The sequence below is a fragment of the Nocardia sp. CA-290969 genome, assembly GCF_050936135.1.
In the GTDB taxonomy this organism is placed as follows: Bacteria; Actinomycetota; Actinomycetes; order Mycobacteriales; family Mycobacteriaceae; genus Nocardia.
This window is the reverse complement of record NZ_JBNJNJ010000001.1, coordinates 3,414,680-3,429,472: the sequence shown is the minus strand read 5'-3', so window position 1 is coordinate 3,429,472 and position 14,793 is coordinate 3,414,680. Positions and strand designations below refer to the sequence as shown.

Annotated in this window: 15 protein-coding genes; 2 read left to right on the top strand and 13 right to left on the bottom strand. The window is 65.6% G+C overall.

Features of this window, described 5'->3' with window-relative positions:
• Positions 1-453 precede the first annotated feature (453 nt).
• On the top strand, positions 454-828 hold the full coding sequence (locus tag ACQEVO_RS15490) for a hypothetical protein (RefSeq protein ID WP_432913545.1): 375 nt from the start codon (positions 454-456) through the stop codon (positions 826-828).
• Between the two features lie 79 nt (positions 829-907).
• Here the strand turns inward: ACQEVO_RS15490 and ACQEVO_RS15485 are convergent, their stop codons facing one another.
• From ACQEVO_RS15485 to ACQEVO_RS15455, 7 genes are all read right to left on the bottom strand, one after another.
• Positions 908-1,642, bottom strand: coding sequence for an NADPH-dependent F420 reductase (locus ACQEVO_RS15485; RefSeq protein ID WP_432913543.1), 735 nt, complete (start codon positions 1,640-1,642; stop codon positions 908-910).
• A 34-nt stretch (positions 1,643-1,676) separates the two neighbouring features.
• Positions 1,677-2,423 (bottom strand): NADPH-dependent F420 reductase, encoded by a 747-nt coding sequence (locus ACQEVO_RS15480; protein WP_432911051.1) that lies wholly within the window; start codon positions 2,421-2,423, stop codon positions 1,677-1,679.
• 39 nt (positions 2,424-2,462) lie between these two features.
• The gene (locus ACQEVO_RS15475) at positions 2,463-4,079 is read right to left on the bottom strand and encodes an MFS transporter (RefSeq protein ID WP_432913541.1); all 1,617 of its coding nucleotides are present in this window, start codon (positions 4,077-4,079) and stop codon (positions 2,463-2,465) included.
• A 160-nt stretch (positions 4,080-4,239) separates the two neighbouring features.
• Positions 4,240-5,580: an NtaA/DmoA family FMN-dependent monooxygenase gene (locus ACQEVO_RS15470; protein WP_432913539.1), complete on the bottom strand. Its 1,341-nt coding sequence runs from the start codon at positions 5,578-5,580 to the stop codon at positions 4,240-4,242.
• Between the two features lie 464 nt (positions 5,581-6,044).
• On the bottom strand, positions 6,045-6,953 hold the full coding sequence (locus tag ACQEVO_RS15465) for an SMP-30/gluconolactonase/LRE family protein (RefSeq protein ID WP_432913537.1): 909 nt from the start codon (positions 6,951-6,953) through the stop codon (positions 6,045-6,047).
• 72 nt (positions 6,954-7,025) lie between these two features.
• The gene (locus ACQEVO_RS15460) at positions 7,026-7,619 is read right to left on the bottom strand and encodes a TetR/AcrR family transcriptional regulator (protein ID WP_432913535.1); all 594 of its coding nucleotides are present in this window, start codon (positions 7,617-7,619) and stop codon (positions 7,026-7,028) included.
• 406 nt (positions 7,620-8,025) lie between these two features.
• Complete coding sequence (locus ACQEVO_RS15455; protein ID WP_432913533.1) at positions 8,026-8,640, bottom strand: TetR family transcriptional regulator; 615 nt, start codon at positions 8,638-8,640, stop codon at positions 8,026-8,028.
• 98 nt (positions 8,641-8,738) lie between these two features.
• Here ACQEVO_RS15455 and ACQEVO_RS15450 point away from each other — a divergent pair, with 98 nt between their 5' ends.
• Positions 8,739-9,560 (top strand): SDR family NAD(P)-dependent oxidoreductase, encoded by an 822-nt coding sequence (locus ACQEVO_RS15450; protein ID WP_432913531.1) that lies wholly within the window; start codon positions 8,739-8,741, stop codon positions 9,558-9,560.
• A 109-nt stretch (positions 9,561-9,669) separates the two neighbouring features.
• Here ACQEVO_RS15450 and ACQEVO_RS15445 read toward each other — a convergent pair whose 3' ends face one another.
• The 6 genes from ACQEVO_RS15445 to ACQEVO_RS15420 form a co-directional block, all read right to left on the bottom strand.
• Positions 9,670-10,815: an acyl-CoA dehydrogenase family protein gene (locus ACQEVO_RS15445; RefSeq protein ID WP_432913529.1), complete on the bottom strand. Its 1,146-nt coding sequence runs from the start codon at positions 10,813-10,815 to the stop codon at positions 9,670-9,672.
• A 37-nt stretch (positions 10,816-10,852) separates the two neighbouring features.
• A complete protein-coding gene (locus ACQEVO_RS15440) occupies positions 10,853-11,653 on the bottom strand; it encodes a 3,4-dihydroxy-2-butanone-4-phosphate synthase (protein ID WP_432913527.1) in 801 nt (266 codons plus the stop codon).
• Positions 11,654-11,716: 63 nt separating this feature from the next.
• Positions 11,717-12,166: a MaoC family dehydratase gene (locus ACQEVO_RS15435; RefSeq protein WP_432913525.1), complete on the bottom strand. Its 450-nt coding sequence runs from the start codon at positions 12,164-12,166 to the stop codon at positions 11,717-11,719.
• 63 nt (positions 12,167-12,229) lie between these two features.
• Positions 12,230-13,009, bottom strand: a complete 780-nt coding sequence (locus ACQEVO_RS15430; protein WP_432913523.1) for an enoyl-CoA hydratase/isomerase family protein — start codon at positions 13,007-13,009, stop codon at positions 12,230-12,232.
• The gene (locus tag ACQEVO_RS15425) at positions 13,006-13,416 is read right to left on the bottom strand and encodes a Zn-ribbon domain-containing OB-fold protein (RefSeq protein ID WP_432913521.1); all 411 of its coding nucleotides are present in this window, start codon (positions 13,414-13,416) and stop codon (positions 13,006-13,008) included. The genes ACQEVO_RS15430 and ACQEVO_RS15425 overlap by 4 nt, the downstream gene beginning before the upstream one ends.
• A complete protein-coding gene (locus ACQEVO_RS15420; RefSeq protein WP_432913520.1) occupies positions 13,416-14,600 on the bottom strand; it encodes a thiolase C-terminal domain-containing protein in 1,185 nt (394 codons plus the stop codon). The genes ACQEVO_RS15425 and ACQEVO_RS15420 overlap by 1 nt, the downstream gene beginning before the upstream one ends.
• Between the last annotated feature and the right edge of the window lie 193 nt (positions 14,601-14,793).

Sequence of the window (14,793 nt, the reverse complement as noted above, 5' to 3'; positions counted from 1 at the left end):
CAGACCTCTCTCGAGCCACTCCCTGTCGGCGGCCACGGCCGGGACGCATGCCGTTAGAAAGTCAACCCCGGAGGTGACAGGTGTTTCCCGAGCGAACCCGACCGCAGCCTTGAAGATCATGGCTGCAGACCACGAACTCCGGCCCCAATTCAACAAGTTGGTACCTCTCTGCTGGCCGAGGCTTGACCAGAGAGGAGCCCTTAAATCCACAGTCCCGTTTCTGAAACTGTTTGTACGCGATCTCGCGCCGAGACTGCGGACCCTGCAGCGAGTGGAGGATACGGCTGCCTCCGTGAGCTGGTCGTGCGCCGCCGGTGGGCAGGTGGTTGCATTTCTTGCCTTTATTCATCGATCGGTGATGCGTGATGGCGGTGTGTCCTGTAGCCGGTCGGCACCGGCATCGCCAATATCCACGTCCGGATACCGACAGCGGCGGAATCGGGCGGCTGGCTGGTGACGCCCGAACAGACACAGGCCACCCGCTCGATCCTCGGCGCCGATCGCTGGCTCGTCACCGAACAAGCCGTGGCGATCGGCGGCGATACCGGCGATCGACTTTGGTGTGCGCACGCCCACCTCGCGATGTACTCGACGCTGCCCAACTACCGGAACTCGTGGCTACGCCAAGGTTTCGACGACTCCGACCTGGTCACCGGCGGATCGGACCGGTTGGCCCGCGCACTGGTCGGCATGGGTTCTGCCGACGACGCGGGCCGCTGCGCTCACCGAACATCTCGAGCCGGTGCGGACCACGTCGTCGTTCAGGTCCTGGCGGACACACCGTTGACCGACCAGCGCTCGGTTGCCAATGGTCGACGGGCCAGATAACCGCGCTGGATGGCAGCACAGCCACGGGCCGCCGATCTCCTACCCGGAGAGAGGTGGTCGGCGGCCCGTAGTCGCGGGGTCAGTGGTGTGCGGCGCGATTGATCGCGACGGTCTCGTCCAGCGAGGGTGCCGCGGTGAGGCTCGCGAATTGCTCCCCGAGCCGGTCACGAGTGCGGGGAGCTTCGTCCTTGTCGGCCGCTACCAGGGCCCGCCGCAACTCCGCGGCATCCAGTTCCGTGCAGTAGGCAGGCGTCCCCGGCTGTTGCCGCCACGATTCGGCCAGAACACCGGCATCGACGGGATCGAAGCCGGTGTCGTCGACGAGTTGCATGGCGATCCGGCGTGCTCGTTCCGAATCGGCGGCAACGGGGATGGCGATGCGGCCGGGTGTTCCGGCGGGTACTCCCTTGGTCTGTTGCGTGCCCGCGAGTGCGGCGTTCCACGCCTTCACAATCGGTTTGCCGAGCTGCTCGGCACTCCACACGCTCTCGACCTGCCCGTTGTCCACCGCCTCGACGTGGCCGTTCATGACGGGATAGTAGTTCGACGTATCGACGATGACGGTATCGCCGGAGACCCCGGCGAGGACGCCGGCGAGCTCGGGCTGCTTCGCGAACGGGATCGACAGGATGATGACCTCGCTGTCGTGGGTCGCGGCTTCCAGGTCGACTGCGCGAGCGCCTGCCGCGCGGACGTCGGTGGCGACGGCATCCGGCCCGCGGGCGTCCGCGATCAGTACCTCGTGTCCGGCCTCGCTGAGCCGGCGTGCGATATTGCCGCCGATGGCTCCGGCGCCGATAACGGAAATCCTCATATCGTGTTTCTTCCCTTCTATCGTGTCCGGATAGCTACATGTACAGCGCGCGGCTGAGGCGGACGCCGTACTCCGAGCCGGGGTTCGTTGTCCCGTCGCCGAGCCTTTCGACGATGGCGGCGACTGCGAGATCACGCCGCTTCGGCAACCGTGCTGCCTCGGCGCTCGCCAAAGCGGCCGGCATCTCGTCGCGGGTGAGATCCGTGCAATAAGCCGGCGCCCCGGGCTGCTGGCGCCAGGATTGCGCCAGCGGTCCGGCATCGAATCCATCGAATCCGGTGTCCTCGACCAGCGCCATCCCGACCGCGCGTTCGCTGTCGTCATCGGCCGCCACCGGGATGGCGATTCGGCCCGGGGTCCCCGCAGGTGTGCCCTTCAGGGCGAAGGAGTCGGAGCCGATGGCGTTCCATGCCTTGACGATCGACCGGCCGAGCTGTTCTGCGGCCCAGAGGCTTTCGACCCGGCCGGCTTCGATAGCCGCGATCTCGGAATCGCGCGCCGGATAGTAGTTCGAGGTGTCGATGACAACCGTCTCGGTGGGTACATTGGTGAGCAGCGGCGCGATGTCGGGAATGCGGTTCAGTGGGATGGAGAGGATGACGACGTCCACACCTTGCACGGCCTCGGCCGCGGGCACCGCACGTGCTCCTGTGGCAAGGACCGTGGGGTCGATCGTTTCGGGCCCGCGCGAGTTGGCCACCTTGACATCGTGTCCGGCCGCGCCCAACTTTCGACTGAGTGTCTTACCGATATGGCCGACACCGAGAATGCCGATCTTCATACAGAACTCCTCGAGTTGTTCATCGTTTTCGTTCATCGGTTACGACGGCCCCGAACTCGGACGTATCCCCGCGTAATCTCGCGTATGTCCAGGCAGGAATGCCGCGAGGGCGAGGCCCAGCAGCGCCGCCCCTGCCGCGATCAGGAACGAGGTGCGGAAGCCGTCCAGCGTGGGTACCTCGGTGCTCCCTATGCGCTGCGCCGTGCTAGCGAGGACGACGCCGACGACGGCGCTGGACATCGCTGTGCCGATGGCGCGCATCAGCGAGTTCAGCCCGTTGGCCGCGCCCGATTCCGAAGGGTCGACGGCGCCGAGGATGAGCGCGGGCATCGCCGCGTAGGCGATGCCGACGCCACTGCCCGCGAGGACGGCGACGATCACGATCTGCCACACGGCGCCCAGCAGCGCTGTGCCCGCCAGATACGCGACAGCGAGCAGTACGAGCCCCGTCATCAGCGCGACCTTCGGCCCGCGCGCGGCCGACATCCGGGCGGCGAGTGGGGAGGCAATCATCATCGCGAGGCCCATATGAGCCGCGCAGATGCCGGTGACGACCATCGACATCCCCAGCCCGTACCCGGTGGACTCGGGCAGCTGTAGCAGCTGCGGCAGGACGAGTGTCACCGCGAAGAACGCGAGGCCGGCGGTGATCGCGGCCAGGTTGGTCAGCAGGACCTGGCGGCGCGAGGCAGCGCGCAGGTTCAACAGCGGGTGCTCGATGCGCAGTTCGAAGAGGCCCCACAGTAGAAAGGTCACGATGCCGGCGGCGAAGAGTCCCAGCGTGGTGGCGCTTCCCCAGCCCCAGTCGGCGCCCTTGGAGATGGGCAGCAGCAGGGCGACGAGGCCGAGGGTGAGCCCGAGCGCGCCGATCACGTCGAAGCGGCCGGGGGCGCGCTGCGTGCTTTCGGGGACGACGGCGTAGATCGCGGCCATGGCCACCGCTCCGAGGGCGGCGGCGCCGAAGAACAGCCAGTGCCAGTCGACGTTCTGGGCGACGAGCGCGGCCAGCGGTATGGCGAGCGCACCCCCGACACCGAGAGAACTGCTCATCAGCGCCATCGCCGATCCGTGCCGCTCGGGCGGCAATTCGTCCCGCATGATGCCGATGCCGAGCGGGATGGCGCCCAACGCGAAGCCCTGCACAGCGCGGCCGACGATCATCGGCATGAGGTCCGAGGTGAACCCGGAGATCAGCGAGCCCAGCACCATCAGCCCGAGGCTGACGAGGACCAAGCGGCGCTTGCCGTAGAGGTCGCCGAGGCGCCCGATGACCGGGGTGGCGACGGCGCTGGACAGCAGTGTCGCGGTGATCACCCAGGCGGCGTTGGATGTCGTGGTGTCCAGCAGTCGCGGGAGGTCGGCGATAACAGGGACGAGCAGGGTCTGCATGACGGCGACGACGATGCCGCTGAAGGCTAGGACGGGGACGAGCCCGCTCCCTGTGGGAGTTCTGGCGGTGGGGGAGGCCGATATGGCCGATGCGGACACCGGGGCGGCACTCTGGGGCGGCTCGTCGTTGCGGAAGGTGCCATGGTCGGTGGCGGGCGGGGCTTGAACCATGCGGGGGTCCTCCCGGGACGGCGCGAATGGTCGGCCGTGCTGCGCCTTGTCGCTGCCGGGGGTGACGGTGGGCAGGTGGTCGAATGAGCGTTTCATGGTGGGGGTGTCCTTGCTGCCGGCGCCGATGAAGGCCGTGGGAGATGCGTTCTGCGGCGGCCTGTGGTCAGGCGGCCTGCGTGCTTGTACATGCAGAAGGAGCGCTGGCGGGTAGGGGAGGGGCCGCGGGTCGTCCGCGCCGGCCCGGCCGGTGGGGTGGTCATGTCCGGGCCGGCTCGGTGAGGCGCGGGTCGAGGCCGTATTGCTCATGGGCGCCGAGGTTCTCGCGCAGGGTGGAGCCTTCGTAGTCCTCGTGGAACAATCCGCGTTTCTGCAGGATCGGGACGACTTGGTCGACGAAGGCGTCGAAGCCGTCGTGGAAGCCGTCGAGAGCGATCGAGAAACCGTCGCAAGCCCCGGCCTCGAACCACTCCTGCATGTGGTCGGCCACGTCGGTGGCGGTGCCTGCGACCACCGGGTGGTAATCGATCACACCGTGGGCGAGCACATCGCGCAGAGTCCAGCCTTCCCGGGCGACTTCCAGGGCGCGGACGGATCGCGGGTCGCGCGGGCTGGGCACGGCGGCGGCCAGCTGCTGCGCGGTGAGTGGCTCGTCGAGTTGCTCGGGGCCGAGCGGGAGGCCGAGCATGGCGCCGAGGTAGCGGACGCGCTGCCCCAGATCGACGACCTCGTCCAGGAAGCGGCGCCGCTCCAGAGCGGATGCGCGGGAGGAGGCGATGGTCGGCATGAAGCCGGCGAGCATCTTGACCTCGCCCGGGTCGCGTCCGGCGCGCTCGGCGGCGTCCCGCAGGGCCTGGCGCTGGGCGCGGGCATCCTCGATGCTGTACGGGTTGGCGTAGACGCCGCTGGCGTAACGGCCCGCGATCTCGAGGCCGTAATTGCCGCCGCCCGCCTGGAAGATGACCGGCTGACCCTGTTCGGAGGGCGGGATGGGCAGCGGGCCGCGAGCGGCGACGTGGCGGCCCCGTAGGTTGATCGGCTGGATCTTCTCCATGTCGGCGTACCGCTTGTTCTCGACGTCGAGCAGCAAGGCGTCCTTCTCCCAGCTGCCCCACAACGCCTGCACGATCTGGATGACCTCGTGGGCACGTTCGTACTTCTCCGCACGCGGCGGGACCGGGCTGCCGAAGTTCGCCGCGGCAGTGGGGTCGGAGGTGGTCACCGCGTTCCAGCCGGCCCGGCCGTGGCTGATCACGTCCAATGCCTTGAACTGACGGGCAAGGTTGTAGGGCTCGCTGAAAGTGGTGGAGGCGGTGGTGACCAGGCCGACCCGCTCGGTCTGGCGCGCGAGGACGGTCAGCAGCAGCATCGGGTCGATCGCCTGGCGCGGTGCGTGGTGGGTGAGGTCCATGTCCAGGACCGGGGTGTCGGCAATGAACAGCAGCTGAATCTTGCCGCGTTCGGCTGCCTGCGCATAACGGACGAATTGGTCCATGTCGGTGTAGCTGTTCAAGTTGGCGCCCGGCAGCCGCCAAGCCCCGGGCTCGGCCCCGTAACCGCCGCTGAACTGCATGCCCAGGACCATCTGCCGGCTTGTCATAGTTGCGCCTCCAAACGAGGTGAAAGAAAAACGGAGGAAACCTCCGTTCGCTTGCGACAATACGGAGGAAGCCTCCGATTTGTCAAAATGGTGGAATCTACCAGCAGGAGGAGCGCGGGACGGATGCCGCGCGTGTGGGGGCGGCGGGGCGCAATGCGGTATGCCTCAGGGAAGCAGCCGTCATAAGGGCCGGGTGTAGGACGCACTGCGCGGGTACCGGCAGGCTGCTTGCATACGGCGGCACGGCAAGACCGCTTGGTCACAGTGTGGGAGACCGCGCGCTCTTCGTGGTCGTGTTCGGTGTGTGATGTCTTGGGGGTGCGTGTGACATCCCGCGGGGCCGGTCGGCGGCGGGCGGGGCGCGATTCACCTGTACCACGTCCTGCAGGATGGCAGTCGCCGGGAGGGTGCGAAACACTCGGGGACGCTGTCGTGGAGACAGTGCGCCGCCGCAAGAGTTGCCGTCAGTCCCGGATTCCTGCCACTTCGACCTCGATGGCTTCGATGCGGCCTGTGGCATCGAAGCCGTTACCGAGGCGTTCGGGGCTTGTATCGGAGATGAGTAGGTAGAGGGTGCGCATCTGCGGTCCACCGAGTACCGCATCGACTGCGAAAGTACCGCCGTCGGGATACGCGGCGTCCGGCTCGATCCGGATGACGTCGGTGACCTCGCCGCCTTCGCGGACACGCCGGAATTCACCGATCCATGGGAAGGCTGCCCATACCGCGCCCTCGCTGTCGATGCCGATGCCATCGATGGTCTCGGTGTCCGGTGACCCGAATTCGGCGAACACGCGCTGGTCGGTCAGTGTTCCGTCGTCGGTCACGGTGAACGCGGTGAGTCTTGCCTGTGGCGCCCGGAACGATTCCGCGACGACCAGGGTGCGCCCGTCACCGGAGATGGCGATGCCGTTGGGGAATATGAGATCCTCGCCGCCGGTGTCGATCCGGCCATCGGGATGGCGGATGATCAAACCCACACCGATCGGCTCGGTTCCGAAAACATAGCCCTGTGGACCGATATAGGCGCGGCCCTCTCGGTCCACAGCCATATCGTTGGGATGGAACGCGACCGGCGCCAGGTCGGCGAGCTCCTCCAGTCCGCTGCTGCCCACGCGCAGGAGCCGGCCGTCGTCGATGGAAACGACCATCGGCGTCCCCTCCGGATCGAAACCCAGGCCGGAGGGCCGCCCGGGCACCTCGGCGATATCCTCGACCGGTCCGTCAGGCACAAGGCGACAGATCTTGCGTCGGCTCATGTCCGAAAACCACAGTGCGCCACGGTGCCAGCGTGCGCCCTCGAGGTAGCCGAGACCGCCCTGCGCCACAACACGGCGATCTCCAGCGGGCAGGATCTTCGGGGAACGACTCATTGAACTCTCCTTGATGAAACTGTGATTCCGGGCGCTGGGAATGAGGACTGAGTGACCAGGGCGCCCAGCGATTTACGCCTTCTCGGCCTGTTTGCGGTAGCCGCTCGCCAGGAGCGTGCGGAGGCGGTCGAGCGAGTCTTCGTCGGCGCCGTTGCCCTTGATCCAGGCAATGGAACAGGCTGCGAGGAACAGGTCGAACCCACGTACCGACGCGCGTACGAGCCCGGCGTTCTGCGCGGCTTCCACGTACTTGTCGGTGGCGTTGGTGAATATGTCGCAGGGGATCGTGAGCGGATTGTCCGGATCCTGTGCCTGGGCTGCGGTCATGAGGGGGTCCGGGAGCCCGCTGAAGGCGCTGAAGTATTCCTCCATCGCACGCAGCCACTGCTCCAACGCCTCACCGGCATCGTCCAACTGCTCGATCTGCGCTCGGCGGGTCACCAACTCTTCGGAGCGTGTCTGCAGCACGGCCGCCAGCAGCGCCTCCCGGGTGGGGAAGTGCCGGTACAGGGTGCCGGGTCCGACGCCCGCCTCCTTGGCCACCGCCTCGAGCGAGGTGCCGACCCCGTGCCGGAGGAAGTGACGCTGCGCGGTCTCCAGAAGGGCGGCACGGTTGCGCTGCACGTCCGCGCGGGGCTTGCGCTCCCGCTGTTCACTGGCGTTCATGTGCCCTCCTACCTCCGGCGATACTGCGCTCAATCAAAACGGATGCGACCTCCGTATGAATTCGAGCATAAAGCGGAGGTTGCATCCGGTCAAGTTGTGGGCGGGTTACCGAGGTTCTTACCGTGGGCCCGGGCAGGGTTGTTTTCTGTCCGCCGGACCTGGTGGTACTCAGGAACGAGGCGTGCCAGGTTCCGGCATCCCCCGGACGAACGAGCCCCCGCCTGAACCCGGCAAACAACCCAGCTGCTCGCGGCGGCGACTCGTGCACGCGGTACGTGGCACTCCCGGTCTGTCCGGGGACCCAGTCGAGCGGGCTCGGGACTTTCGAAGCCCCCGGGCGCGCTGGTAATTGGACGAGAAGCCGTGTCGGTGCCAGTGCCCGGTATCGGCAGGTGCGGCTTTGTGCCTACACTGCCGGTTCGACCAGGACGCCCATCGCCTCGTCGAGTAGTTCGGACAACGGTGTGGCTCCGCCGCCGGTCGTCCAGGCATCGGTTGCGGCGTCCAGGCAGGACATTGCCGAGCCTACGAGGGCGTGTGCGCGAAGTTCGCCCGGGGATTCCGAGTCGCCGCCGAGTCGGTGGGCGATCTCCGGCACCAGGAGGCTGTGCCAGCCCTGTGTTTTCTCCCATTGGCGGGTCATCAGGGCGCAGGCGTCATTGAGCAGCCGCATCAGGTTCACGAAGGACCGGGGATCGTCGGCCGCCGGTTCGGTGATCACATCGAAGGACCGGCGTAGCGCTTCCCAGGGGCGCTCATCGGCGGGGCGGGCGGCGAGCGCAGCGACGATCCGAGGACCGAACTCGCTCATCTTGCCGAGGATGAGCTCCTCCTTGGAGCCGAAGTATCGGAAGAAAGTGGTGCGCGACAAGCCGGCCTCAGTGGCGATCTGCTCGACCGTCGTCTTGTCGAAGCCCTGCTCGGCGAAGAGCTGGAACGCTATCTCGATGACCTCTTCGCGCATCGCGGCTCGTGTCCGCTCCCGCAGCGTGGAGCGCGCGGTCCTGGATGTCTCGGCCATTCGGTGAGTGTAGTACAGGGGTCACAAGTGGTACGCAGTTCCATATTGGTATACAGTTCCCTCTGTTGTCTTTGTATCCCCATCGAGGAGTGCTTCCCATGAGCAAGATCTGGTTCATCACTGGTTCCTCCCGCGGCTTGGGCCGCCGGTTCACCGAGGCCGCGCTTACGCGGGGCGACAAGGTCGCCGCGACTGCCCGCGACACCGACGCACTGGCAGACTTGGTTACCGCCCATGGCGACGCGATTTTGCCGCTGCCACTGGACGTCACGGACAAAGCCGCCGTGACCGACTCCGTCAGGCGTGCCCACGAACACTTCGGCCGCCTGGACGTCGTCGTCAACAACGCCGGCTACGGCCTGTTCGGCATGGTCGAAGAGCTGACCGAAGACGATGTCCGCGCCCAGTTCGAGACGAACGTGTTCGGCACACTCTGGGTCGTCCAGGCAGCACTGCCCTATCTTCGCTCTCAGGGCGGCGGCCACATTATCAACGTGACCAGCCTGCTCGCCCTCGCCGCCTATCCGACCACCGGCGGCTATACCGCCGCCAAGGCTGCAGTCGAGGGACTTTCGGACTCCTTGGCCCAGGAAGTGGCGCCCTTCGGTATCAAGGTCACTATCGTCGAGCCCGGGCCCTTCGGCACCGAGTTCAACGCGTCCTCAGCCCATTCCGCACCGTTGCCGGCCTACGACAGCTTCCGGGAGACGGTCCACGCCGGCTTCGCTACCATCCCGAACCCCGACCCGGCGGGCGTCGGCACCGCGCTGCTGAAGGTCGTCGACGCCGACACTCCTCCCTCCCGGATCTTCTTCGGTACCTTCCCCCTCCAGATCGTCCCCCAGCTCTACGCCGACCGGGTCAAGGGGTGGCAGGAGTGGGCCGAAGTATCCGCCGAGGCCGAGGCGGGCCAAGGGTGACCGTTCGCCGACCGGGCAGCGGGCGACCGGAAATTTCGTGGACGTGATCGTCTTCCGGTGGATTCGCGGCGGTACCGAACCATGCGGTGTGTTTCCTCCCGGCTCGGATTCAGAAGCCGAGGCTGCGGCCGATCATCTCCTTCATGATCTCGTTGGAGCCCGCCCAGATCCGAGTCACGCGGGCATCCTTCCATGCGCGGGCAACCCGGTACTCGTTCATGTACCCGTACCCGCCATGGAGTTGGACACACCTGTCGAGTACGCGATTCTGGACGTCGGCGGTCCACCATTTCGCTTTGGCGGCGTCGATATCGGTCAGCGATCCCTCGGTGTGTGCGGCGACAGCCGAATCCAGGAATGCCTGGGTCACGTCGAGTTCGGTCGCCATTTCCGCGAGGATGAATTTGTTGTACTGGAAGGAGCCGATCCGCTCGCCGAATGCTTTCCTCTGGGCGGCGTATTCGAGTGTTTCGTCGAAGATGTATCGAGCGTGTGCGAGGTTGCTGACCGCTGCGTTGAGCCGTTCCTGAGGCAGCATCTCCATCATATGTATGAACCCGCGGTCGACTTCTCCGATGACGTTTTCCGCGGGAACGCGGACGTCGGTGAAGAACAGTTCCGCGGTATCCGCTTCCGGCTGACCGACTTTGTCGAGCCTGCGGCCTCGGTCGAAGCCGGGCATGCCGGCTTCGACGGCGAGCAACGTGATACCTTTTGCGCGTTTGTCCGGATCGGTTTTGGCTGCGACCACGACCAGGTCGGCGTTGTATCCGTTGGTGATGAACGTTTTCGATCCGTTGAGGATCCAGTCCGATCCTTCGGCGCGCGCTGTTGTCGTGATGCCACCGAGGTCGGAGCCGGCTGCGGGTTCCGACATCGCGATCGCCGTGACGATCTCTCCCGAGCAGAAGCCCGGGAGCCATCGTCGTTTCTGCTCTTCGGTCGTGAGGTGAACGAGATAGGGGGCAACGATGTCGGAGTGGATTCCGAAGGCCGATGCCATCGCGACGCTGACCCGCGAGAGCTCTTCGGTCAGAATCGCGTTGAACCGGAAGTCCTCGGCGCCGCCACCGCCGTAGCTCTCGGGGACCTCGAGGCCGAGGAAGCCATGCCTGCCTGCCTCTCGCCACACATCACGAGGTATGTATTTCTGCTCGATGATCTCGTCGTGCCGGGGAAGTATCGAACGGTCGACGAATCTGCGAGCCGCGTCAGCGAAAGCGTGGTGGTCCCCACCGTATAGAGACCTGTTCAAGGAATGCTGCCTCTCCTGTGCGAGTGGGTACTGCGGGTCAGGCCGGGTGGCGATTCGTTGCGGTACGTTCGGTGACGTTCGCGAGCCGGAGAATCCGCGCGACCTCGGCGGCCCGGTAGGCCCTGAGGTCGACGTCGCTGGTATCGCTGGGGTAGCCGATTTCTTCGATGGCGCCGTACGGGGTGTCGTGCACCACCCGAAATGTCTGGCGAGCAAGCGGTTCGGCGCTCCGCCGGTAATTCACGATATCTGCGATCGAGACCCAATTCATCCGGTGCTCCGCGGCGAACGCGCGCGACTGCGCCGGTCCCGCTATGCCGGTGGGTTCGGTATCCGACACGAGCGCCGCCAGCGCGCCGGCCTCGTGCAGTCCGGCGGCACGCAACAGGTCGACGGCCGCCTCCGCGGCTCTGCGCCGCCCGAGCACTCCGTTGCTGTGAACGAGAACAGGAACGACATGGCCGGGACGGGTGAAGTCGGTGGGGTCGCTCGCGGGGTCGGCGAGCCGGCGAACAGTCGCTGCCCGGTCAGCGGCGGAGATTCCCGTGGTTACGCCCGACGCGGCATCGACCGACACGGTGAAATCGTGTCCGGAGGCGGGAAAGGTGCCGGACAGCAAGGGAAGACCGGCGCGCGCACATATCTCGTCTGTGACTGCGGCGCAGACGAACCCGGCCGTATGACGAACCATGAAGGCCACGTCGTGAGTAGTGGCCTTCTCTGCTGCGACGACGAGGTAGCCGTCAGAGCCCTGGCTTCCGTACCCGACGAGGACAACGGTTTTGCCGGCGGCGAGGTCGGCGGCTGCACACTCGACCCGGTGCATCCCATCGCTCACGACATGCCCTCCGTTCTTCCGTGCGATATCGATCGAATTCTGGTCATCGGGTGCGCCGTGTCCTCACGCGAAGAGTGTGACCGTGTCGGCGACACATACCGGCTTATCCGACCCGGCACGCTCGATCGTCACCCTGATCAAGGCGGAATGGCCCTGCCGGGTCCGATCCACCGATACGATCTCTGCGCCGGCGCGGACCTTGCTCCCCGCCGGAACGACGGAGGGGAATCGGACCTTGTTCAATCCATAGTTGATGCCGAGCGAGAGCCCCTCGATCGAGAAGATCTCTGCCATCAGCCGTGGGATCAGGGATACGGTGAGATATCCGTGCGCAATGGTGGTGCCGAAGGGCCCGCGTGCAGCCGCTTCCTCGTCCACGTGAATCCACTGTCGGTCGCCGGTTATTTCGGCGAACGCATCGATCTCTTGCTGCTCGATCGATATCCAATCGCTGAATCCCAGATGCGTTCCCGACGCTTCGCGCAGCTCTTCGATCCCGTCGAAGACTTTCATATTGATCACTTCCTGTCATATGAGTCGGACCGCGGCGCCCGGCTTGTCGTTCGCTGCCGTATGTCAGCGGCCTGTGTAACGGGGTGCCCGCTTCTCGAGAAAGGCCGAGATGGCTTCGTGGGTGTCCAGGGTCGTGAAGTTGTGTTCCTGGAAGACTGCTTCCCGGTCCAAGGCCGCTCCGAAGCTACTTTCGAGCGAACTGTTCAGCAGATGTTTGGTGCGTGCCAGGGCGATCGGCGGCAGTGCTTTCAGCTTCGCCGCCCATGTGTCAACGAACGCGGCGAGATCCTCCGGTTCGACGACATGGTTGATCAGGCCCAGCTCGCGGGCCTCCGTCGCTGTCAGCATCTCGCCGAAAAAGGCGATTTCTTTGGCGCGATGCAGACTGAGCGCCTGCGGCAGATGCCACGAACCTCCGAAATCAGGGGACATTCCACGTTTGATGAAGATCTGTGAGAACTGTGCGGTGGAATCGGCCACGGCCAAGTCGCACGACAAGACCAGGTTGAAGCCCGCGCCCACCGCGTACCCGGAGACCGCCGCGATCACGGGCTTGTTGAGCCGTCGGATCGCCAAGCAGGCATCGTTGACGATCTGCATCGGGGCAAGAGGAAAGAGATCCTCCGATGAGTCGCCCAGTTCGGCCCCCGATGAGAAGTTCCCATCGGCTCCCGTCAACACGACCACGCGGTCGTCGGTGTTCTTATCGATCTCATGAAGGGTCTCTTTCAGATGGACCCATTCTTGCGATCGGAGGCCGTTCCTGGTTGCCGGGCGATCGAAGGTCACAGTGACAGTTCCCGCCTCGCGCTGGACACGAATACTCGACTCGAGTGAGGTCATCGAACGACCTCCACCGACTCGCCATCCGATGGCGCGGACGCTCGGCCTTCGGGCGTCCGGTCGTTCGTTGCCGGGCCCACAGCATCGGGCGAGCGCATTTCGACGCGGTCGCCGATCCGGACGGAGTCCGCGTCCGGGGTGGTGAGGCGGGTCAGAACCCGACCGCCCTGGTCGAGATCGACATAGGCGACGGCATACGGCGCCAGTGCGTTGAATTCGGGATCCGGGTGTGCACGTACGACAGTGACCGCGTACACGGTTCCCGGCCCGTTGATCGGTGAGCTCGTGATCGACAGTGATCCGCATTTCGAGCAGTGCCGGCGCGGATAGGTGAAAATGTGGCCGCAGTCGGCGCAGCGTGAAAGCTCCGACCCGTCCATCTCGGCGGAAAAGTATAGGCCGGTCATTACGCCCTCCCCAGGACTACGGTTCCGGATGCATGTCGTGATCCGAGAAACCCGCCGATTCCGTTGCAGACAGCGAGTTCGGCGCCGGGCACCTGGGATGTCGATGAACCACGCAGCTGCCTGGTGGCCTCGATGAGCAAGAAGAGCCCGCGCATCCCGGGATGGGTCGACGAGAGCCCGCCGCCATCGGTATTGACGGCCGGCCCGCCCGCGGAGTCGAAGTCCAGGACACCGCCGGCCGCGTACTCACCACCGGCTCCCTTGGGGCAGAATCCGAGGTCCTCCAACTGGATCAAGACAGTGATGCTGAACGAGTCGTAGAGCATTGCGACATCGATATCTCCCGGACGTACTCCTGCCTGAGTGAAGGCGCGACGACCGGACTCCGCCGTGGCCGAGCTGGTCAGATCGGTGCCGGCCTCGGCAAAGGAAATAGCTTCGCCGGTACCGAGCACCTCGACACCGGGGTGGCGGCAGTTGGCGAGTATGTCCTCCGACACGAGGACCACCGCGCCACCGCCGTCTGTCATCAAACAGCAGTCGAGTAGCCGCAAGGGATCGGCGATGGGACGAGACGAAACCACATCGTCGATGGTCAGCGGCCCCCGGGCTCTCATCGACATCGCCTCGAGCCCATCGGTTGCGAGTGGGTTTCGCAGGGCGTGCCGGCGCGCGGATACGGCGACGGATGCCAACTGTTCCGGTGTGGTGCCGTAGTCGTGCATATGGCGCGAGGCGACCATCGCGTAGCTACCGACCAGTGACAGGCCCTGGGGGCGTTCGATCCGCTCTGCGGGCGTTTCCTGAGCTCCGATGCTGGTGGGGATACCGCCCGACCTCGATTCGCTGCGGAGCGTGGAGCCGTAGGTGACAAGCGCGACGTCGACGAGGCCGGCCTCGATATCCCGCTTCGCATGACCGATATGAAATTCGTAGGAGGCCCCGCCTACGTTCGTCGTGTCGATCACCTTGGGTCTTATTCCCAGGTACTCGGCCACGCCGAGCCCAGCGAGAGAGGTCTCGGACTCACCCGCGTCGTAGAGACCGTCGACCGCAGACCACGGGAGTCCCGCATCGGCCAGTGCCTCGGCTGCACACTCGCCTTTGATCTGATGTGGTGAGTGTCCGGGTGCGACTCGTAATGGGAACTCGTGGATACCTGCGATGAAAGTGCGACGGGGCACGGGAACGCCATCCTCTCTTTCGTGGTTCGCGTTCGTATGGAGACATCGATGCGCCGGGGTCCAGCACCGCGCTGATCGATTCTGCGAAAGCTCTGGCCTGACCGGGCCTCTTGGAGTATCGTACTGTTTTAGTACGTTTCGCGCAAGCCTCGATAGCGGCAGCTATGAGGGTGGATCGATGGGTTCGAATATG